This window comes from Streptomyces cathayae (assembly GCF_029760955.1).
Classification (GTDB): domain Bacteria; phylum Actinomycetota; class Actinomycetes; order Streptomycetales; family Streptomycetaceae; genus Streptomyces; species Streptomyces cathayae.
In genome coordinates this window covers 433,816-453,341 of the sequence record NZ_CP121682.1, presented here as the reverse complement: position 1 = coordinate 453,341, position 19,526 = coordinate 433,816, and the positions used below count along the sequence as shown (strand labels likewise).

At 70.0% G+C, this 19,526-nt stretch carries 16 protein-coding genes and 4 pseudogenes; 6 read left to right on the top strand and 14 right to left on the bottom strand.

Translation table 11 applies throughout. The features are described 5' to 3' along the window. Positions 1-111 precede the first annotated feature (111 nt). Positions 112-1,641, bottom strand: coding sequence for an FAD-dependent monooxygenase (locus PYS65_RS02130; RefSeq protein ID WP_279331986.1), 1,530 nt, complete (start codon positions 1,639-1,641; stop codon positions 112-114). Between the two features lie 414 nt (positions 1,642-2,055). On the opposite strand from PYS65_RS02130, the gene PYS65_RS02125 reads away from it, so the two are divergent. Both PYS65_RS02125 and PYS65_RS02120 read left to right on the top strand, forming a co-directional pair. Then, the gene (locus PYS65_RS02125) at positions 2,056-2,391 is read left to right on the top strand and encodes a hypothetical protein (RefSeq protein WP_279331985.1); all 336 of its coding nucleotides are present in this window, start codon (positions 2,056-2,058) and stop codon (positions 2,389-2,391) included. Positions 2,392-2,651: 260 nt separating this feature from the next. Continuing rightward, the gene (locus PYS65_RS02120) at positions 2,652-3,326 is read left to right on the top strand and encodes a lytic polysaccharide monooxygenase auxiliary activity family 9 protein (RefSeq protein WP_481007258.1); all 675 of its coding nucleotides are present in this window, start codon (positions 2,652-2,654) and stop codon (positions 3,324-3,326) included. 285 nt (positions 3,327-3,611) lie between these two features. Here PYS65_RS02120 and PYS65_RS35030 read toward each other — a convergent pair. Next, positions 3,612-3,770: pseudogene (locus PYS65_RS35030) on the bottom strand (integrase core domain-containing protein); the annotation flags it as partial. A 92-nt stretch (positions 3,771-3,862) separates the two neighbouring features. Here PYS65_RS35030 and PYS65_RS02110 point away from each other — a divergent pair. Continuing rightward, complete coding sequence (locus PYS65_RS02110; protein ID WP_279331982.1) at positions 3,863-4,090, top strand: hypothetical protein; 228 nt, start codon at positions 3,863-3,865, stop codon at positions 4,088-4,090. 75 nt (positions 4,091-4,165) lie between these two features. Here the strand turns inward: PYS65_RS02110 and PYS65_RS02105 are convergent, their stop codons facing one another. The 5 genes from PYS65_RS02105 to PYS65_RS02085 all read right to left on the bottom strand — a co-directional run bounded on the left by PYS65_RS02105 (position 4,166) and on the right by PYS65_RS02085 (position 9,278). Beyond that, a complete protein-coding gene (locus PYS65_RS02105; protein WP_279331981.1) occupies positions 4,166-5,239 on the bottom strand; it encodes a lytic polysaccharide monooxygenase auxiliary activity family 9 protein in 1,074 nt (357 codons plus the stop codon). A 271-nt stretch (positions 5,240-5,510) separates the two neighbouring features. Beyond that, the gene (locus tag PYS65_RS02100) at positions 5,511-6,641 is read right to left on the bottom strand and encodes a GH12 family glycosyl hydrolase domain-containing protein (protein WP_279331979.1); all 1,131 of its coding nucleotides are present in this window, start codon (positions 6,639-6,641) and stop codon (positions 5,511-5,513) included. Between the two features lie 265 nt (positions 6,642-6,906). Beyond that, on the bottom strand, positions 6,907-7,929 hold the full coding sequence (locus tag PYS65_RS02095; RefSeq protein ID WP_279337823.1) for a LacI family DNA-binding transcriptional regulator: 1,023 nt from the start codon (positions 7,927-7,929) through the stop codon (positions 6,907-6,909). Between the two features lie 113 nt (positions 7,930-8,042). Next, positions 8,043-8,999, bottom strand: a complete 957-nt coding sequence (locus PYS65_RS02090; protein ID WP_279331978.1) for an IS3 family transposase — start codon at positions 8,997-8,999, stop codon at positions 8,043-8,045. A gap of 93 nt (positions 9,000-9,092) precedes the next feature. After that, a complete protein-coding gene (locus PYS65_RS02085; protein ID WP_279331977.1) occupies positions 9,093-9,278 on the bottom strand; it encodes a transposase in 186 nt (61 codons plus the stop codon). Between the two features lie 355 nt (positions 9,279-9,633). Here PYS65_RS02085 and PYS65_RS02080 point away from each other — a divergent pair, with 355 nt between their 5' ends. Then, complete coding sequence (locus PYS65_RS02080; protein WP_279331976.1) at positions 9,634-9,768, top strand: hypothetical protein; 135 nt, start codon at positions 9,634-9,636, stop codon at positions 9,766-9,768. 36 nt (positions 9,769-9,804) lie between these two features. Here the strand turns inward: PYS65_RS02080 and PYS65_RS02075 are convergent, their stop codons facing one another. From PYS65_RS02075 to PYS65_RS02065, 3 genes are all read right to left on the bottom strand, one after another. Beyond that, positions 9,805-10,179: an ArsR/SmtB family transcription factor gene (locus PYS65_RS02075; RefSeq protein ID WP_202282751.1), complete on the bottom strand. Its 375-nt coding sequence runs from the start codon at positions 10,177-10,179 to the stop codon at positions 9,805-9,807. Between the two features lie 191 nt (positions 10,180-10,370). Beyond that, the gene (locus PYS65_RS02070) at positions 10,371-10,745 is read right to left on the bottom strand and encodes a hypothetical protein (protein ID WP_279331974.1); all 375 of its coding nucleotides are present in this window, start codon (positions 10,743-10,745) and stop codon (positions 10,371-10,373) included. 755 nt (positions 10,746-11,500) lie between these two features. Then, positions 11,501-12,451 carry a lactate/malate family dehydrogenase gene (locus PYS65_RS02065; RefSeq protein ID WP_279331972.1) on the bottom strand — a complete coding sequence of 317 codons (951 nt, stop codon included), beginning with the start codon at positions 12,449-12,451 and terminating at the stop codon, positions 11,501-11,503. A 735-nt stretch (positions 12,452-13,186) separates the two neighbouring features. Here PYS65_RS02065 and PYS65_RS02060 point away from each other — a divergent pair. Both PYS65_RS02060 and PYS65_RS02055 read left to right on the top strand, forming a co-directional pair. Further along, a pseudogene (locus PYS65_RS02060) lies at positions 13,187-13,588 on the top strand (hypothetical protein); the annotation flags it as partial. Between the two features lie 496 nt (positions 13,589-14,084). After that, positions 14,085-15,347, top strand: coding sequence for a ricin-type beta-trefoil lectin domain protein (locus PYS65_RS02055; protein ID WP_279331971.1), 1,263 nt, complete (start codon positions 14,085-14,087; stop codon positions 15,345-15,347). A 41-nt stretch (positions 15,348-15,388) separates the two neighbouring features. Here the strand turns inward: PYS65_RS02055 and PYS65_RS02050 are convergent. The 4 genes and pseudogenes from PYS65_RS02050 to PYS65_RS02035 form a co-directional block, all read right to left on the bottom strand. After that, positions 15,389-16,223: pseudogene (locus PYS65_RS02050) on the bottom strand (DMT family transporter). Between the two features lie 134 nt (positions 16,224-16,357). Continuing rightward, positions 16,358-16,663 (bottom strand): annotated as a pseudogene (locus PYS65_RS02045) (APC family permease); the annotation flags it as partial. Between the two features lie 106 nt (positions 16,664-16,769). Continuing rightward, on the bottom strand, positions 16,770-17,513 hold the full coding sequence (locus PYS65_RS02040) for a hypothetical protein (protein WP_279331970.1): 744 nt from the start codon (positions 17,511-17,513) through the stop codon (positions 16,770-16,772). Beyond that, a complete protein-coding gene (locus PYS65_RS02035; RefSeq protein WP_279331969.1) occupies positions 17,510-19,276 on the bottom strand; it encodes a phosphatidylglycerol lysyltransferase domain-containing protein in 1,767 nt (588 codons plus the stop codon). The genes PYS65_RS02040 and PYS65_RS02035 overlap by 4 nt, the downstream gene beginning before the upstream one ends. Positions 19,277-19,526 lie beyond the last annotated feature (250 nt).

Below are 19,526 nucleotides of genomic sequence, written 5' to 3'. Positions count from 1 at the left end.
ATCAGGCACTCACACGCCCAACAACGTGACAACGCCCCCAGATGTGCAACCGGTACTCGGGTGCAGGATCTACGGTCGGAGAGGCCACCGGCCGCATTGCGGCGGGTGAGATCAACGGCGGCCGACCGGTAGCCAGCGGTCCAGGTAGGCTCGCAGGCCGTCCAGGTCGGTGCCCCGTGCGACATAGCCCAGGTAGCCGTCGGGGCGAACGAGTCCCTGCGCGACGCCCGGCCACGGGCCCTGTCCGCCGAGCCGGTGGACGGAGAGCAGGCCGATCCGTCCTTCCAGGGCCGAGGAGAGCCGTTCATCCGGCCAGAGGGGCGGTGGCCCGGACAGCAGCAGGTGCCAGCCCGGTGCCGCCGTGCGTGCCTGCAGCCCACGGGGCAGGTCGGGCAGCCGGTCCCCGGCTCTCGGCCCGCCCGTGGGCGGTCGTGAGCCGGCCGTGGAGGCGGGGCTGCGCCGGTAGTGGATGCCCAGTTCGGAGACGGTTCGGAAGAGCCGCCCGCGGATCCCGGCCGCGCGCAGCGCCAGCGGCGCCAGACGCGGGGCGACCTGGGTACGGCCGACGCGGAGGACGGGGTTGCCGCTGGTGGCGATGGTGAAGGCGCGGTCGGTGAAGCGCAGCACGCTGTGGCCGACGGGTGCCCGCTCGGCCTCATACGTTGCCAGCAGTTCCTCGGGCGCCACGCCCCGGCAGACGAGGGCGAGCTTCCAGCCGAGGTTGAGCGCGTCCTGGATGCCGGTGTTCATGCCCTGCCCGCCGGCCGGGCTGTGGATGTGGGCCGCATCGCCCGCGAGGAAGCAGGGGCCGGAGCGGTAGCGGTCGGCGCTGCGGTTGTGGAGGCGGAAGTCGGTCATCCAGACGGGATCCCGCAGCGTCAGCCGCTGGCCGGTGTAGCGGTCGGTGATCTCCTGCAACAACGGCAGGTCCACCTCGGCCTCCGGGGCGTCGGGCGGGCGCATCGCGAGCATGCGCCAGCCGGCCGGCGAGCCGAGGGGGAAGAAGAACACCATCCCCGCCCCGCTCATGTACGAATGCACGGAGTCCGGCTCCAGCCCGTCGACCTCCAGGTCGGCGAGCAGGAACGTCTGCGGGTAGGCGTATCCCTCGAATCCGATACCGCTCTGGCCGCGCACGGTGCTGTGAGCGCCGTCGCAGCCCACGACGTAGCGCGCCTCCACGGCCTCCTGCGAGCCGTCACCGTGGCGCAGCCGGCAGTCGACGAACGAGTCCGTCGCCGCCAGCCGGGCCAGTTCGGTGCCACGCTCGATCGTCACGTCCCGCGCGGCCAGATACTCGGAGAGGACGCGCTCCGTCTCGGCCTGCGAGAGGAACAACAGGAACGGATACGCCGTGTCGGTCAGCCCGATGTCGAACAAGCGCAGCGCCACCACGCGGCGGGGCAGGTGGAGCCGCAACCGCATCGCCGGGTTGCCCCGGGCCACCAGCTCGTCCGTCACCCCGAAGCCCGCCAACGCCTCCAGGGTGCGGGGCTGGACGGCAAGCGCCCGCGACTCCCGCACCCGGTCGAGACAACGATCGACGATCCTGAACCGCGCTCCGTACAAGCGCAGTTGCGCGGCGAGGGCAAGACCGGTCGGCCCCGCTCCCACCACCAACACGTCCAGTGGCGCCGTCATGAATCCACGGTAGTGGAAACGAGACGCGCGCGAGATCGTTCGGCGCGTCCTGCGTCGAGCCTGTGCCCCCGCTACGACGAGAAGAGGGACCGAGCGACCGTCGACGCTGCGGTCAGCGTGAGCGGCTGAGCCGGACAGGACGTGCGTGGCGTCGCGTCCGACGCGCGCAGTGACCGATGACCTCCGGCAGGCAACGGTAATCTCGGCACGGTGGGGTGGTCGGTGCCGTCTTGGGCTGCGTGGCCAGACCGGCGCCGTTGCCTTCCATGGTCTGAATGAAGGCTTCGACCACCTGTGGTCGAAGTACTCATCCGTTGGCTACCCAGCAGTGGGTCCAGGTGCCCCACCGAGGCCGCCCTCAGGTCCCGCTGCCCGGCCTTCCACTGGGCGGCGGCCGAGGAGCGACCGGCGGGGATGCTCGCCTCCTGGGCGGAGCACATGCCCGTCCAGGCTCCCGGCGACTGGGTGGGCTTCAAGCTCTGGGCGTCACGGGACTGGGGACGCACCATGATCGTGGCCTTCGAGCCGTCGGAGACGAACCGCGAGTTCCACGTCGCCATCCAGGACCGGGACCACGAGCAGACGCCCGAGCGCGCGGCGGAGATGCGTGCGAGGGGCTGGCAGAACGTGGACGGGCACCGGCGGTGGCGCACCAAGCTGCCTGAAGCAGACACGAGACGCCGCATGCCTCCCTCACTCCGAGCGAAACCATGCCTGACCGGCAGAAGTAAGCGAATCACGTTCGGTTGAGATACGGCTTCTCACGCCAGAACCAGGTCCCGTTGTCATGCCGCGAACGCCCCTCCCTGGCATCGCCCCGCACACCAGTCCAGGCCGCATCCTCGTTTTCCGGTCCCGGGAACGGTTCTGACTCCCGGCTCACGGAAGATTCCCTGCTCGCCGCCCACCCCTGCAATCAACACCACGTGCTTCATTGACATTTCACTCAGAAGTCGTACCGTTGGGAGCGCTCCCATAACAGTCTTGCAACTGGAAGGAGTTCCCCCCACATGCGCACAAAGAGTCCGTTAACCGGGCGTTCGTGGTCGTCCCTCCGTCGGCCTCTCCAGGCGCTCGTCATGGTGTTCGCCGTGGTTGTCGGCGCACTGGCCTGGTCGGCCCCCGCCCAAGCTCACGGCACCATCGTCAACCCCGCCTCCCGCGCGTACCAGTGCTGGAAGACGTGGGGCAGCAACCACACGAGCCCGGCCATGCAGACCGAAGACCCCATGTGTTATCAGGCGTTCCAGGCCAACCCGGACACCATGTGGAACTGGATGAGCGCGCTCCGCGACGGCCTCGGTGGCCAGTTCCAGGCGCGGACCCCCGACGGGACGCTCTGCAGCAACAACCTCTCGAGGAACGACAGCCTGAACAAGCCCGGGCAGTGGAAGACGACCAACGTCAGCAACAACTTCACGGTCCAGCTGCACGACCAGGCGTCCCACGGTGCCGACTACTTCAGGGTCTACGTGAGCAAGCAGGGATTCAACCCCAAGGCCCAGAACCTGGGCTGGGGCAACCTTGACTTCATCACGCAGACCGGCAGCTTCGCCCCGGCGCAGGACATCAGGTTCAACGTCAACACCTCCGGCTACACCGGACACCACGTCCTGTTCGTGATCTGGCAGGCCTCGCACCTCGACCAGGCCTACATGTGGTGCAGCGACGTGAACTTCGGCTGAGCCGGAGAGCGCCGCACACGGCACCGGCCTCGGCCGGGCGCCGGTAACCCGCCGCCCGGCCGACCGAGCTCCGTCGGGGCAGGGGACCCGTTTGGTCACCCTGCCCCGACGGGGCTCCCTGCGCTCCTGGTGTGAACACACCCGATCGCGCGGCAGCCGCACGGTAGCGGGCTCCCCACCGTCTCGTCGCACGACTCCGGCACTCAGCGGCCATGGAGAATCCTCGGCACCGTCAGCCCACCGGGGCGTATCGCGCCGCCCTGGTCCTTCCCGGCCGTCGGCAACCTCGCGTAGGGCGTGGAGCAGGTGACGCTGGTTCCAGACCAAGGTGTGGTCCAGCAGCTCTCGCCGTCAGGTCTGGATCCACCGTTCCATGAGGGAGTTCGTCCGGGACATCCGGATGCCGCTGAGGACGACCTCCAGCCCGGCATCGGCCGGCACCGCTCAGAGGGGCACTGTCACGTTGGCTGACCGGGTGGGATGACCGTCGGGTCGATCACGTCGGAGGAGGTGTCCGTGGGGGACGCGTCGCTAACGTGACAACGCCCGCCCAGGGCATCGGGGCACCGGCCCTCGGCGCCGTCGTGACCGCGCACGGACTGATGGCCGGTCCGGTGACCGGTGCGGCCGTGCTCGGCGGCTTCCTCGTCCTCGTCGCGGTCGTCGGCCTCGTGGTACTGATGCCCCTGCACCGAGCCGACCGCGAGGCCGCGCACCCTGTCCCCGCACCGGTCCGGGAGCCGGCCCGGACGGATTCCGCCTGAACACGGGAGCAAGGGTGCGCCGCTCCGCCCCGCGGTGGAGGCGGGGCGAAGCGGCGCACCTGGCCGGGGCGGTCGCTACGGATTCACACAACCGATCGTGCCCACCGGGAAGTTGTTGCCCGACGACGTGGCTGTGAAGCCGAACGTCACACTTCCGTCGGGATCGATCACCCGATTGTGAGCGACGTTCCGTACCGTCACCGTGCCGTCGGATCCGGTGGTGAGGGAGCCGTTCCAGGCACTGCCGATCGTGGTCCCGGGACCGGGCTTCCACTGCACGGCCCAGCCGTTGAGCGGCGAGGTCCCGTGGTTCATCACCTCGACGGAGCCCTGGAAACCGCCGTTCCAGGAGTTCACCACGTTGTAGACGGCCATGCACTCACCCGTGTGGGGCGGGTCGGTCGGGTCCGGGTCCGGGGGCGGCGTGCTGCCCGAGCCCCGGATGCCGGTCACCTCGCCGTTGCCCCCGTCGAAGACGACGTCGGAGCAGGAGAAGAAGTTCTCCTGGCTGTCCGAACGCACCCACTGCATGAAGATCAGCGCGTCACCGGAGCGGCCGGAGGGCAGCTTCAGGTTCCAGTAGTAGTGGCCCCCGTTGGTACCCGGGGAGCCCTGCTGGGGCGGGTCGGTGACGGTCTGGATCAGCTCCAGGTCGTTCCAGCCCAGCTGGGACGTGGGCGACCAGCCGGGCTTGGTGATGTAGACCCGGAAGTCACCCGGGTGCGCAGCCCAGTTGCTGTACTGCGCCTTGATCGTCGCTCCGGACGTCAGATGCGTCCGGGGCCAGTCGGAGCGGGCCGCGTTGTAGGCGGAGAAGTCGTACGGCGACCGGTCGCCGGCACTGCACAGCGTACCGTCCGGCACATAGCCCGGGCCGCGCCCGGCAGCCCGGGAGTCCAGGACGGCGAACCAGTTGTACAGGGCCGAGGCGCCGCTCTGGTTCAGCGCGGCCCGGCAGGCGGGGTTGGTCGGGTCGAGTGCGCCGGTGCCGGTGGTGGCGTCCAGCTGACAGAGGTAGGTGCGCGAACCGGGCATCATCGCCACGCCGTGCGCCTGCGCGTCCTTCTGCCAGAGGAAACTGAGACCGAGCCCTCCGAGGAGGGTCGCCAGTACCGCTGCCAGAGAGACCAGTCTGCTTCTCAGAGCCATGGAGTCTCCTGTCCTGATGCTGAGTTCTTCATGAGCGGTGGAGGTGTGGAACCCCCGCCCGGCCGGGGAGGGTGCCAACCGGACGGGCGGGGGGCTTGGAGGGACCGTCCCGCGGCGGAAGCGGGACCGGCCGGGCGGCCGGTGCGTCGGCACCGGTCCTCGGCGCGGCCGTTCGCGGTGCGGTCCGGCCGGGGCGCGCCCCGTCGGCGCAGGGAGGGAAGAGCGGCCTCCGGAGCGAGGGGGCACGGCGGGGCGCGGCTCGCCATGCGCCTCACGCGGTCCGGCAGGCGGTGCCGTTCAGCCGGAAGGCGTCGGGCCGTGCGAAGGCGTCGCTGTAGCTGCCCTGGAAGCCGAAGCTCTGGCTTCCCCCGGCGGCGATCCGCGTGTTACCTACCGGTGCGGTCGCCGTGACCGCGCCCGAGGAGGGGGTGACGGACGCGTTCCAGGCGTGGACGATGCTCTGCCCGGAGGGCAGGGTGAAGGCGAGCTGCCAGCCCTCGACGGCGGCCGGGCCGTTGTTGGTGACGGTGACGTTCGCGGTGAAGCCGCCCGGCCAGACGTTCGTGGCGTACGACACCGTGCAGGCGGCCGGGGCGCCGGGGTCCCCCGGATTCGAGCCGCCGCCCGTGTTGACGGTGGACGAGAACGAGTGCACGGCGAGTCCCGCGCCGTTCTGCCAGGGCTCGAAACCGGCCTGGATGCTCGTCAGGTACCAGTCGTTGCGCGCCAGTCCGCGCGCGACGGTCTCCCGGACGAAGTCCATCACGTCGAAGCTCCAGCTGCTGATCGCCGACGGCGCGACGAACGACAGCACGTCGTTGGTGCCGTTGCCGCCGGACCACACCTGCCAGGTGCGCCCGGCCACGGTGGCCGTGCCGACCTGCGAGCCGATCGGCTGGATCTGCCCCACCTTGTTGAACCAGATCATGATCTCGGTCCGGTTCACCCCGTCGGTCCGGGGCGTCGGGTCCAGCCAGATGTCGTACGAGGCGTTGTACACGGCGTTGTCGACGTAGCCGTACGAGATGCTGGTGGGGGCGTTCGCGATGCCGCTGATGCGCGCAGGGAAGGCCGTGCCCGGCGAGCAGTTGGTGTAGTGGCAGCCGTTGAAGACCGACGGGTAGGACTTCGGCGCGCCGTTGGTCGGCACCGAGCCGTCGGCCTGGGCGACCCGGAAGCCGGTGCCCGTGGCGGTGACGCACTGGGGGGCGCTGGTGCCCCAGCGGTTGTTCTGGACGACGTAGCGCCCCTGGATGACGGTTGATCCGTACTGTTCGCAGACCGTGGTGTCGGCCTGGGCCGGCGCGGTCGCGGTCAGCAGCGCCGCGAGCGCGGCGAGAGCGGTGAGGAGCGCGGCCGACGCGGTGCGCAGCGTGCGGGGGTGATGCCGTAACCGTGGCATGTGGGGGACCTCTCCGGGAGGGGGTGCGGGGTTACCGGCGGGAGCGCTCCCGTCTCCCCAGGGGTGGGAGCGCTCCCAGTACGTTCCGGAAGGGGACTGTAGAAGGCGTCCATGTCCCTGACAACCCTGTGCGCGGCAACCCGTCGAATGCGTTTCGAAGGCGCTGGTCGGAGAGGTGATCCACTCGAACTCCGAACGCCGGGAGCGCTCCCGAAACATTCGACGTGCACCGGGGGTGTGCCCGGTGGGTCGGGGCAGTGGGTCGTCAGGCGGATCCGCGCAGCACCAGCTCCGTGCGGAGGATGACGTGCCGCCAGGCCACCGCCGACTCCTCCATCTCCTCCAGGAGCAGCCGCACCATCGTGCGCCCGATCTCCTCCAGCGGCTGACGCACCGTCGACAGCTTCGGATCGGTGTGCTGTGCGAGCGGAAAGTCGTCGAAACCGATCACCGCGACGTCGTCCGGCACCCGCCGCCCCGCCGCGCGCAGGGCGCCCAGCGCGCCCGCGGCCATGGTGTCCGACGCGGCGAACACCCCGTCGATCTCCGGGGCGCGCTCGATGAGTTCGGCCATCGCGCGGTGCCCGCTGTCCGCGGAGAAGTCGCCCTCGACGGTCCAGGACGCCCTGCCCTCGGCGCCCGCCCGCTCCAGTGCCTCCCGGTAGCCGCGCAGCCGGCACTGGGCCACGTACATGCCGGACGGTCCGGTGATGGTCGCGACCGCGCGGCGGCCGGTGTCCAGCAGATGCGCCACGGCGCTGCGGGCCCCGCCGACGTTGTCGGCGTCGACGTAGGTCACACTCTCGTCCCCGGAGCGCCGCCCCAGCAGGACGGTGGGCACGCCCACTTCGGCCAGCATGTCGGGCAGCGCGTCCTCGGCGTGCACGGACATCAGCATGACGCCGTCGACCCGGCCGCCGCGCGCGTACTCCACGAGACGCTGCCGCTCGGCGTCCGTGCGCACCAGGGTGAGCAGCAACTGCACCTCGGTCTCGGTCAGCGCGTCACCGACGGACCGCACGATCTCCGAGAAGAAGGGTTCACCGAACTGCCGCCAGTCCGGCTCCGTCATGACCAGCGCGACCGCGTCGGCACGCCGGCCCGCCAGCGTACGGGCCGCCAGGTTGGGGACGTACCCCAGTTCCGCGATGGCGCGCTGCACGGCGCCTCGCGTCGTGTCCTTCACTCCCGCCGCGTTGTTGATGACGCGGGAAACGGTGCTCCGCCCCACGCCGGCGAGCGCGGCCACCTCCTCGAGCGTCGGTGGGCCCGTACGCCGCCTGAGCATGACCACCCCCATGAGATCACTTGATCTTACGGCCCCAGCCGTGTCCGTATCGACCGTTCTCACAGGCCTGTCCCGTCCGAAAACACGATTCGATGCAGTGAGCTGTGGAGATGTCAATCCCCTCGCAGCGTGGAGACGATCCATGCGGCCAGTCCCTCGGCGAGGGCGGCCCGGTACTCGCGTTCGCAGTCGATCGGGCTCTTGAACCCGCACACGCTGTGCAGCCGCCTGGCGTCGTAGAAGTCGGTGATCCAGGTGGCGATCTTGACGCGGGCCTCGGTGCGGGTGCGGAAGGAGTGGCGGTGGACGTACTCGCCCTTCAGCACGCTGTTGACCGCCTTGCTCACGGCGTTGTCGAAGCAGGACCCGACTCTGCCCATGGACTGGACGAGGCCGAGCTTGCGGCAGGCTCGCCTGAATCGCCGCGAGCAGTACTCGCTGCCCCTGTCCGTGGGCGTGATCACGCCGCGCACGTCGCCGCCGCGGGTGGCCACGGCCATGTTCAGGGGCGCGACGACCAGGTCGGCGTCATGACGGGCGGCCATTGCGTAGCCGAGCAGGCGGCGGGAGAACAGGTCGACGACCGTCGCCAGGTACAACGTGCCCTCGCCGGCTTCGATCTCGGTGAGATCGTCCGCCCGGACGGGATCGGGCTCCCCGGCGGTGAAGTCCCGGCGTACGAAGTCCGCTGCGGCCGGCCGCTTGCCCGGCCTCGCCGGCGACCGGCGGCGACGCACCTTCCGTCCGGCCGGCCCGAGTTCGGCCATGACCTTCGCGACGGTGTTCACCGGCACTTGCCAACCTCTGCGCATCAGCTGGATGAACACCTTCGGCGAGCCGTGGGTGCCACCCGAGTCGTGGAAGATCTCCTCGATCTCCTCGATCTCCTCGGCCAGTTGCCGGCGGCGTACCTCACGCGCTGTCGGCGGACGATCCCGCCGCTTGTAGAACCACGACTCGGACACCCCCAACGCCCGGCAGGCGGTGCGGTACGGAATCTTCTGCTCGACCTTGCAGTTGCTGATCACTCCGACCGCGACGGCCGGGTCCGCCTCAGCTGCTTCACCCACAAGGCCACGAATCGCTTGTACACATCACGCTCCATTTCCAGCTCGCGGATGCGCTTGTCCTTCTCCCCGGCCTCGGCCCGCAGCCGCTCCAGCTCAGCGCCGCTCCAGCTCAGCGCGCTCGCTCTCCCGCAGACGACCGCCGGGCGATGGACCGGCCACCGGCCGGTCCGGGGACGGTGAGCCGTTGTGCCGGGCCCGCGGCACCCAGCTGCGCAACGTCCCCGGGTGGATGCCCAGGTCCTCGGCCACCTCCGGAATCGGCTTCCCGGTCTCCGTCACGATCCGTACCGCTCCCTCGCGGAACTCGGCGTCGTAGAGTGCTTCCTGGATGCCATGACCCCCAACTGTCCCTCCGGTCACGGTTTTTACAGCAGGAGGGGAACCTCACACCCCCATCTCCCCACCCTCACCGAATGTTTCGCGGCCCAGCTGAGCGGATCAGGCGGGATCAGGCCAACTGGAGATCCGGCTGTGCACTCATGCGAGTGGACCGGATTCCGGAACGTAGGGGGGCCGGCCCAGGCCCTGAACCCGGCCAGCCGGGGACGTCCTCGTAGAGGCGCCGGCGCGGTCGCAGGAGCACCGCGACATCGGTAACCCGGGCGAGCCGCGCCGGCAAGCTCCGGTGCGCCGGGTGATGATCAGCCTGAACCGCCGCGACGATCTGCTCGATGCGCAACTCGCCGGCCTCCGTAACGGCCGGCGGCCGGGACGAGGCCCAACCATGGTCGTCTCGACCACCCAGCCGTTCCGGATCCGTCCGCTCTGAAGGCATCCACACATTCAACGCCCCAGCGGCCAGAGGTCATCTCCCCGGAGGGGGGAAAGCCGAAGACCCCGTCTGTGCCGAGCTTTCGGTGTGCCGGAGTTCGGCGAGGAGTTCATTCTGTCCGGCCAGGAGTTCGGTGAGGATACGCCGTGCGGCGCGCAGGAGTTCCGCCACGTCGCCGCCGGCGAGGGCGTAGCTGACGGTGGAGCCGTCACGGATGGAGATCACGATGCCGGACCGTCTCAGTACCGCGAGTTGCTGGGAGAGGTTCGATGGTTCGATCTCGATCACGCTCAGGAGTTCGCGTACGGGTACAGGACCGTGTTGGAGCAGCTCCAGTACACGGATCCGGACGGGATGCCCGAGCATACGGAAGAACTCCGCCTTGGCCTGGTACAGCGGCACCTGCATGCGACAACACTCCCAACCCACGGTTCGGCCATTCCAGGGCCGGCAGCTGGACCTGCTGGATTTTCGGTGCCCAGCTCCAGCCATCCTTCCGTCTCCCGGCCCGGCCTGCCCTGGCTTGATCACATTCAGATGTGCTGAGTTGAAGACTTTTTCAACTTGTGGGCATGCGGAGCCGGGAAACATGGGGACGGCTACAGCTCCAGTTCCGCCTCGATGCGCCTGAGCTGGTGTCGGGCCATGGCCAGGTTCGCCCTGCCCTTGTCCAGGATGAGGTACAGGAACAGGCCGTTGCCTCCGCGGCCCCTGATCAGCCGGAGGAGGTGGTACTGGCTGCCGAGGGTGATCAGCACATCCTCGATGTCGTCCTTGAGGCCCAGCATCTCCATCGTGCGGACTTTCGCCCGGATCACGTCGGTGTTCCCCGCCGCGGCCACCGTCAGATCGAGGTCCTTGCTCCCGCCCAGCGTTCCCAACGCCATGCCGCTGGTGTAGTCGACCAGCGCGGCCGCCACACTCCCCTCGATCGAGGTCATCGCCTCCTTCAGAGACGTCTCCACAGTCAGCATCAGTACCCGCTCCCTCAGTTCTGGACGACCCCGGCCGGCCTCACACTCCGGCCGAGTGATGACCGCAGACGCTACCCACACACCGCCAAGAGTTACGGGAACACCGGGAATCTGGCAGGAATCAACCCCCTGTGCCCTAGCATTCGCCCTGCTGGTGGGCGGGAGGTGGTCGGGTGCTGCCTCCCGCTTTCCGGCCGCTCGCGGAAGGACGGCTGAGCGGAGTGCGAACCGGAGCCGGGATGGCAGGCGGCTCCCCGGTGTGGCCGTCCGTGAGCAGCTGTGGCAGGACTCTTGCCGACCTGATGCTGACTTCACTGACGCCTCGTCAGCTGCGGTTGAGACACTCTTCTCGCAGCTCCCTCGCGCGCGGTGGCCTTTGCGGACTCGGTGCCGGCCGGACGAATGCCGACCCGGCGGGCGGCTGGGCCGGATGCCGGTGCGGGAACTCGGCACGTGCCCTGTCGCCCTGTGGAGAGTCGACAAGGCTCGGGGGCCGTGGATGCCCGCTGGTGAACGCTGCTTTCCCTGATCCAGTCAGAGAAGTGCTGCCCGAGCGCCACCAATGGGTTCTTCGTCTGCCGGTGGTACGGCGACGGCGCATCGCCGGCCAGTGCACGGAGTGCAGCTCGGCGCCCGGAGCAGCTCACCGGTCCGGGAACGGTCCGGATCTTGGTCGAAGAGCGGTGCAGCAGTTCCCTGTTGGGCGACGCAACCGGCGGGATCTGAACAACCGGCGGGATCTGGCGCGTTGCCGCTCAGGTCGTCCCGATGGAAAGGGCCCGATCAGCGGCTGCACGCAGGACCCTGACACTCTCGGCCAGGGCCTGATGCTCTTCAGGAGTCATCACGGGCTCGTGCATCTGCTGTACGCCACCGGCGCCGAGAACGCTCGACAGGGACAGCGTGACTTCGTGCCGAGAGGAGTAGGCGGCGACGGGCAGCACCGCACGTTCATCGCGCAGAACAGCCTCGACGAGGCGGGCGGAGACAGCGCCGATGCCGTACTGACTCGCGCCGGTGCCCTCGATGATGGTGATGTTCGCGTAGCGGATGTCGCGCTCGACCTCCTTGCGGATGTCCTCGACGGAGCGCCCGTCCCGGCCCAGCAGGTCGGCGACGGGGATGCCGCCAACGGTCGCCGAGGACCACAACAGCACCTCGGACGTCCCGTGTTCGCCCACCACCAGGGCCTGCACGTCACGCGGCCGAACCCTCAGGCGGTCGGCCAACTGGACGCGGAAGCGCAGGCTGTCGATCACGGTCCCGGTCGAGAACACCCGGTTGTGTCCTGCCACATGCCGGGCGAGGTCGGCCAGCGGGTCCGGTGGGTCGGTGACGACCATCAGCACCGCCTCGGGCGCGACCGCGACCGCCTGCGGAACGATCTCCGCGAAGACCTTGGCATTGGTCTCCAGCAGTCGCAGGCGCCCTTTGGGGTCGGACCGGTCGGTGGCGCCACCGGTCTTCTCGTTGACACCGGCAGTGATCACGACGATCGCGGCGCCGGCCAGGTCTTCGTAGCCGCCGGAGCGTACGTCGACCGTGGGTGACAGCGGCGCCGCATAGCGCAGATCGCTGGCGACGCCGTCGGCGCGGGCGGTGTCGCGGTCGACCAGGACGATCTCCCGGCAACTTCCGCCACGTTCGACCAGGGACAGAGCGGTTGCCGACCCGACCGCGCCCACCCCTACCACTGCGACCTTCATATCTGCTCCTCAGAAGGGCGGCCGGGCATGGGCGCGCCAACCTCCGGGGACACGGCGAACCGGGTGAGGCGAGACTTCGCCGGTCAGAAACGGGATGCGTTGTAGAGGACAGCCCGCACCGGACCCTTGCCGCCCGGGCACGGCCACGCGGGGCAGTCCTGCTGAGCGGGCGCTTCCCGATCAAGCGTAGGGCGGGAGTTCGATACCCGCCACTGCGCCTCGGTGACCTGCCTCCCGGCTGCCCGCACACACGGCCAGGACCCGGTCCACGCGGCCTCTCGCTGCCGCTCCGACGGACGCAGCCCGGTCCTGCGATCGCCGGGGCCGGGCGGGCGTGGGTGGGCAGCGGGACGACGACAGCCCGCCGGCGCACCGCGGAGTTTTCCAGGACGAGCTGTCCGATGGCCTCCTCGCAGAGGGCGAGGGTGCGGTGCAGGTTGGTGTTCTCCTTCACGTAACCGGCAGAGGTTCGCCTCCGTCCGCTCGCTGGTCGACGCGCCGGGCGCGGGACGGTAAGACGTTCGGTGAAACTCCCGATCACGACCGAGCGCCAGGCCGTCGGGTCTGCAGAGGCCGCGGCGGGACAAGGCCGTGGACGACCGGTTGAGCGACGAACTGGTGAGAAGCTGTTGTCCTTCCGGGCATGATCGTTGCGTTTCCGCTGGTCGGGGATAGGGGCGGTGCTTCCGTGGGAGTGGTGGCCTGTCGGGTGGTCACTGCTTGGGGAGGTTGTGGATGCCGTCGGTCGTCGGACTGCTGGAAGAGCACGAGTTCGCCGCTCGCCGTCGCGTGGACGGACTGCGGGAGGAGACCGACCGTGTCCAGGCCGAGTTGGCCGCGGCCGAGCTGGAACGGCAGGAGTGGGTGATCGCCCGCAGACGGGTCGGCACGGTGCTGGCTCCGGAGGGCGACGGCACCGCCGGGGCGGAGGCCGTCGCGGATCCGCCGGACGCGGAGGCTCGTTCGGCGCCTCGGGATGCGGCGAAGGCGAAGTCGCAGGTACCGGTCTGGCGCCCGGGGCAGGCCTGGTCGGTGCTGTCGGTGGACTGCCGGCGCATTATCACCGCGCTCGCGGACCGGGCCCGGCTCGGTCAAGACCCGTCGACCTGCCAGGAGATGGCCGCCGCCTTCGGCATGGTCTTCGGCTGCCTCGACTTCGCACTGACCGGCGACGGGGACACCCCCGGAGCGCTGGACGGTGATCGAGTGCGATCCGAACGGACAGTGCCCTGCATTCGGCAGGGGGAGAGGGAAAGTCATGCCGACTCCGGAGGCCCGGTGCCCTTTGCGGGGACACCGGGAAGGCGATGGGGGAGCGGGGTGTCCGGAGTTCCGGCGCAAGCCTCCGGGCTGCTCGTCGGTGTGTCGGTTGCTTCCGCTCCGTCCGCTGGAAGATCCTCCGTCAGGAGATCCGCTGCCGCGAAAGGAGCCCTTGGTGGGCTGGAGAAAGCGTCCCCCGGGTTGTTCCTCCCGTACACCGGCGACTGCGGCGGCACTGGTCGTCTGCGCCCTGCTGGGCCCTGCCTGCACGGCTACGCCCGATTCCGCTCCCGGGGTGGGCACGACGGCCGGGCCGTCCCGTCCGGCCGCGCACGCGAAGGACCCGGGGCAGTGCCGGCGCACCCTGGTCGGCGTGGCGCATCCTGATGACGACCTGTTCTTTCTGAATCCGGAGATCAGACAGACCATCCGCGCCGGATGCCCGGTCGACACGGTCTATCTGACCGCCGGCGACGACGGCAAGAAGAACCGGGACGAGGCGCTGGAGTACGTGGACCGCAGGGAGTACGGGGTACGGGCGGCCTACGCGGAGATGGCGGAGGCGGCCAACCGCTGGGAACGGGCGGATGTGCGGGCGGACGGCGTCCGGGTCAGGTCCTACCGGCTCGCGGACAAGGCCCGGGACACCGATGTGCGGCTGACCTTCCTGGACCTCCACGACGGCCTCCCGCGCGGCCAGGAGCCGAACAGTCTGCTCAGGCTGTTCGACGGGAGCAGAAAGAGCATCGAGCCGTTTCAGGGCGCCGAGAGCTACACGGAGGACCGGCTGCTCGCGGTGATGACCGCACTGGTCCGCCTCAGCGGGGCGGCGCGCATCCTGACGATGGACCACGACAACGCGTCGTTCGCCTTCGGCCTCGGCGGCGGCGTCGATCACAGCGACCACGGCGTCGGCGCCCGGTACTTCCGCAGGGTGGGCTACGAGCTCGGGCTTCCCGTGTCGTCCTACCTCGGCTACACCATGTCTCCGCTCAAGCCGAATCTCACCCCTGGTGAGTCGGCGGAGAAGGACGAGGTGGCGCGTTGGTACCTTGCCAACCGGGAGTGCCGCGCCACCGGGACCTGCGCGAACGCCGCGCCCTTCAGGGGCCCGCTCCGGAAGGACTGGAGCCTGTGGATCCACCGCCGGTACGAGCAGATCCACCGGGCTCCACGCGCGGGGGAGATCCTCGGGGACATCGGGCGGACCACATACTCCGCCGGAAGGAATCCGGCACAGTGCCTCCACGCCGGCACCGGGACACCGAACGCCGGGGCGGTCGACATCCGCGGCTGCGATGGATCAGCCGCGCAGAAGTGGGACATGGGTCACGACGGCACGATCAGGCCCCGCGACGACCGCGGCTCCTGCCTGACCGCGCTCGCACCGGCGGTCGGACTCACACGGTGCGAGCCCGGTCGCCGGAGCCAGCAGTGGAACCGTGAACCATGGCGGAGCGCGACCTGGAAACGCACGGCCTGGCGGATCTCCGGGAGTGCGGACCGCTGCCTTTACCAGGACGACCGCGAACTCCCCGCCCACTGGGATGACCACGACCGGCAGAGCCCCGAGCTGAAGCTCTCCGGCTGCGGCGCCCGGTCCCGGCCCGAACTCTACTGGCGCTGGGGCGGCTGAGGGCCCGGCCACCTCCCGCCCCACGGTTTCACGACGGCGGTTCAGGGCCGTCTCGGACCCTCGGCCGCCGCGCCGCCGAATCGCGTCAGGACCAGTGCTCCCACCACTGCCGCCACGAATCCCGCGACGGCCGGCCACTGGAGGCCGTCGCGGGGCCGGTCGCCCAGCCAGACGACGCCCACCACGGCGGGCCCGGCCGTTTCCGCCAGGACCATGCCCGCTGTCGCCACGGTCACCGAGCCGCGCTGCAACGCCGAGGTGAGCAGAAGAAACCCCGCCGCCCCGCCGAGCAGCAGTGCGTAGAGGGCGGGGTTGCCGAAGATTCGGGGAACCGCGAGGGAATCGATCAGCCGGACCGCGACCTCGACCACGCCGAAGCCCGTGCCCGCGCCGAGACCCAGCAGCAGCGCGCGGCCTGTCTGCAAGCCGCCCGGCGAGCGCGCCGACCAGGAGTACGACGAGGACGGCACAGAGCAGGGACCAGCGCAGTGCGGCCGGTCCGGCACGGTTTCCCTCCGGTCCGGAGGCGAGGGCGATCATCGCCAGCCCCACGCAGACGGTGGCCACCGAGGCCCATTCGGCGATGGTCAGCCGGGCGTCGAGGAGCCAGGCGGCGATCACGGCGGTGACCGCGAGGCTGGCGGCGAGAGAGGCGCTCACCGCGTAGAGGGGAATCGACCGCAAGGCGATGATCTGGAGAAGGAACCCGAGGCCGTCGAGAGCGAGACCGGCGGCATAACGCCACTGGCGCAGAGCGCGCACCAGCAGCATCGGGTCGACACCGGAGCCGGAACCGGTGTCCACGGCACGTGCGGCGATGGCCTGGAGGACGGAGGCCGTGCCGAAGCAGCAGGCCGAAGCGAGTGCGCACACCATCCCCAAGGACACGGGAAGGACTGTAGGCCAGGGCGTGGCGAAGAGCCGGTGCAGGGCCGACGACCACGCGGGGCACACCCGTACGGGAACACCGGGACCGTGCGCGGTTCAGGTGGGCGACCGGGCAGTGCGTCGGCCGACCCGATGTACTCCTGGATCTCCTCGTCCGGGAGCCGCACCGACTGCGCCCAGAAGTAGATCAGCAGACTGAACACCGCGGTGATCGCCATGTCTTCCCACAGGGGCAGCGCTCCGGTCGCGCCGCAGGGCACCGACGAGACCGGTCCGCCGCCGCAGCAGCCGTCTTGCCAGGAGATCAGACCCAGGCCCACCAGATACGCCGGCAGCCACTGCGCGGAGCGCCAGTCCAGGCGCGGGGCCCTCGGGTTCAGCCCGAGCAGCGCCGAGACGCCCAGCAGCACATGGCCGAGCACGATCGCCGGAGCGCAGAACGTGCACCGCAGAACGTGCACCGAACGGAGCCCCGGCAGGCGTAGGGCTTGCGATTCTCCCTGTTCGGCCGGCCCGGCGCGGGCGGTAGGGGATTCAGGTCCCCACGGGCGGAGCCCCGGACCGGCCTGCACCGCCTTTGCTTTCGCCACCACCACCACCACCGCCACCGCCACCGACGCCGGACGCGCGCCGACGCCGGCGCAGGGCCACGAGCGAGCAGAGTGCGATCGCCGCCCCGATCGCCGCCAGATGCTCTCTGCTTGCCAGGCCGGGTCCGGCGATCACCTCGACGACCATCGCCACGATCACCGACGCCCCGGTGGACCAGGCCCTTGTACTGACGCAGACGCACACCGTGAGCCCGGCGACCGCCGCCGACGGCCCGGTGTCGACGACCTGCGCGTCCGAGGCCGGCAGCCCGAGGACGTCCCCGGGGCCGAGCGTGATCCCGAGCCGCGCGTAGAGCGTCCCGGCGAGGGTGCAGACATAGGCGACGACGAGGGTCCCCGGCCGCCCCAGAACGATCTCCGCGATGCCGAACACCAGCAGGACCTGTGCCAGCGAGCCCCAGACGGGCAGGTCGAGCGCGGGTACGAAGAGCGAGAGCGGAGTACGGAGGAGGGCGAGCCAGAGGGGATCCTGGGCCCGGACGAAGCCGACGTCCTGGACGAAGCCATGGCCCCGACTCTGATTCTGGACGAGCTGGAAGAGCGCGATCAGAGAGACCGAGGCGAGCGTCAGCGGGACGGCTCGCCCTCCCCGAGCCGCCACTGCCGCCCGCACGGTCCTGTACAGCGGGCCCCACTCACGCCGGGCGAAAGAGGCCGCCTTGCTCAACGGGGGGTCTCCAGACGCCCGCGGTGCAGCCACTTCGGCAGACCGGGCGCCTCCAGAAAGCCCTCGGCGCGGGCGCTCGCGATACCGATGCGCAGCAGGTCGGTGCTCTGGTCGTACAGCAGGAAACGGGGCTCCCAGATGGGCCGGTACTTGGCGTTGGCGCGGTACAGCGACTCGATCTGCCACCAGCGGGAGAAGAAGGTCAGCAGTGAGCGCCACAGCCGCAGCACCGGGCCCGCGCCGAGCCGGGAGCCGCGTTCGAAGACCGCGCGGAACATCGCGAAGTTCAGCGAGACCTGGGTCACGCCGAGGTCGCCCGCACGCTGGATCAACTCCAGCACCATGAACTCGAACAGGCCGTTGTCCGCGTTCCGGTCACGCCGCATCAGATCCAGGGAGAGCCCTTCGGCTCCCCAGGGGACGAAACTCAGCAGGGCACGTGACCGTCCGACGGCATCACGGCAGACCAGTATGACGCAGCGGCCGTCCTGCGGATCACCGAGACGGCCCAGCGCCATGGAGAATCCGCGCTCCGTCGCTCCGTCACGCCAGTCGTCGGCCAATTCGATCATCTCGGCCATCTCGTCCGGTGGCATGTCCTCGTGACGGCGGATACGGACGGTGTACCCGGCGCGCTCGACCCGGTGGTGTGCCTGACGGACACTCCGCATGGCACGGCCTTCCGTAGTGAACTCGCCGATGTCGACAACCGCCTCGTCGCCCAGCTCCAGGGCGTTCAATCCGTGCCGGGCATAGACGGTGCCGCCCTCCTCGCTCGCCCCGATCACGGCCGGGGTCCATCCGTGTTCACGGGCCTGGGCCAGCCAGCGGTCGATCACTCCCGGCCACGCCTCCGGGTCGCCGATCGGATCACCGGACGCGAGCGAGACCCCGCCGACCACTCGGTAGGTGACGGCCGACTTGCCCGAGGGCGACCAGACGACGCTCTTGTCGCGGCGCAGGGCGAAGTAGCCGAGGGAGTCCCGGTCGCCGTGACGCTCCAGCAGCGCGCGGAGCTTTTGCTGGTCCGCCTGGGTCTGCGGGTCGACGGCGCGGCAGGATCTGAAGGCCGCGTACAGGACCAGCAGGATCAGTGCTGTGCTCATCAGGTTGATGAGCACATTGGCCCAGCCGGGGGTGGTGATGCCCTCGAAGTGGATGTCGTCGTAGGCGAGCGAGAACATGCGGAGCACGCCGTAGTGCCAGCGCTCCAGGAAGCCGGAGCGCCCGGGGTCCGGGTCGGTGTTGCTCACGGTGACCATCGTGGCGGCGAGCAACGACCCCACCACCAGCCCGACCGCGCCGACCGCCGCCGCCAGTTTCGAGTTGGCGCGGTCGCCCTTCGCGTAGAACTCCCGCCGCCCGGCGATCAGGGCGGCGACGAAGAACGCGGTCAGCAGGACCGCGAGCCAGTTCTGGATGTGCTGCCGGTACACCGGCAGCCCCAGGGCCAGGGCCGTCAGCACCAGCGTCAGCCCGGCCAGGGCGAGATTGAGGATCCAGGCGGCGCGTTTGCGCCGCCGCATGGTGATCGCCAGAAACACGGAGAGTGCGCCGGAGAAGAACCCGGCGGTCAGTAGGTAGGGCGTGAAGAACTCGTCGTCGTTGTGCCGCCGGATGTCGTTCCCGAAGGACACCCACACGGCGCCGAGGAAGTTGATGAAGGCGACGACCCGCAGATACCAGACCGCTGAGACGTATCCACGCCGTGACCACTCGCTGCGATCCGCACCCGGCTGCGGACTCCGTCGGACGAGCCCCATGCGAGCGACCCTAGAGGCTGGGGAGCCCTCGGAGGCGCTCCGCGGAGTGCGGTGAACGGGTGAACTCGCCAAGGCGAGCCCGGACGCGTTCGACGCCGCGCACCGGGCCGGCCAAGGCGGCGGCCGGGAGCTGTCACGTTGTGGGGCGCGTGAGTGCCTGACGGTGTGTCGGGTGCGGTGAGGCCGGGTTCCGGCTCCGTGTTCACGCTGAGGCAGGCGGGCGGGCGGCCCGGCGGCCCGGCCCGCTCCT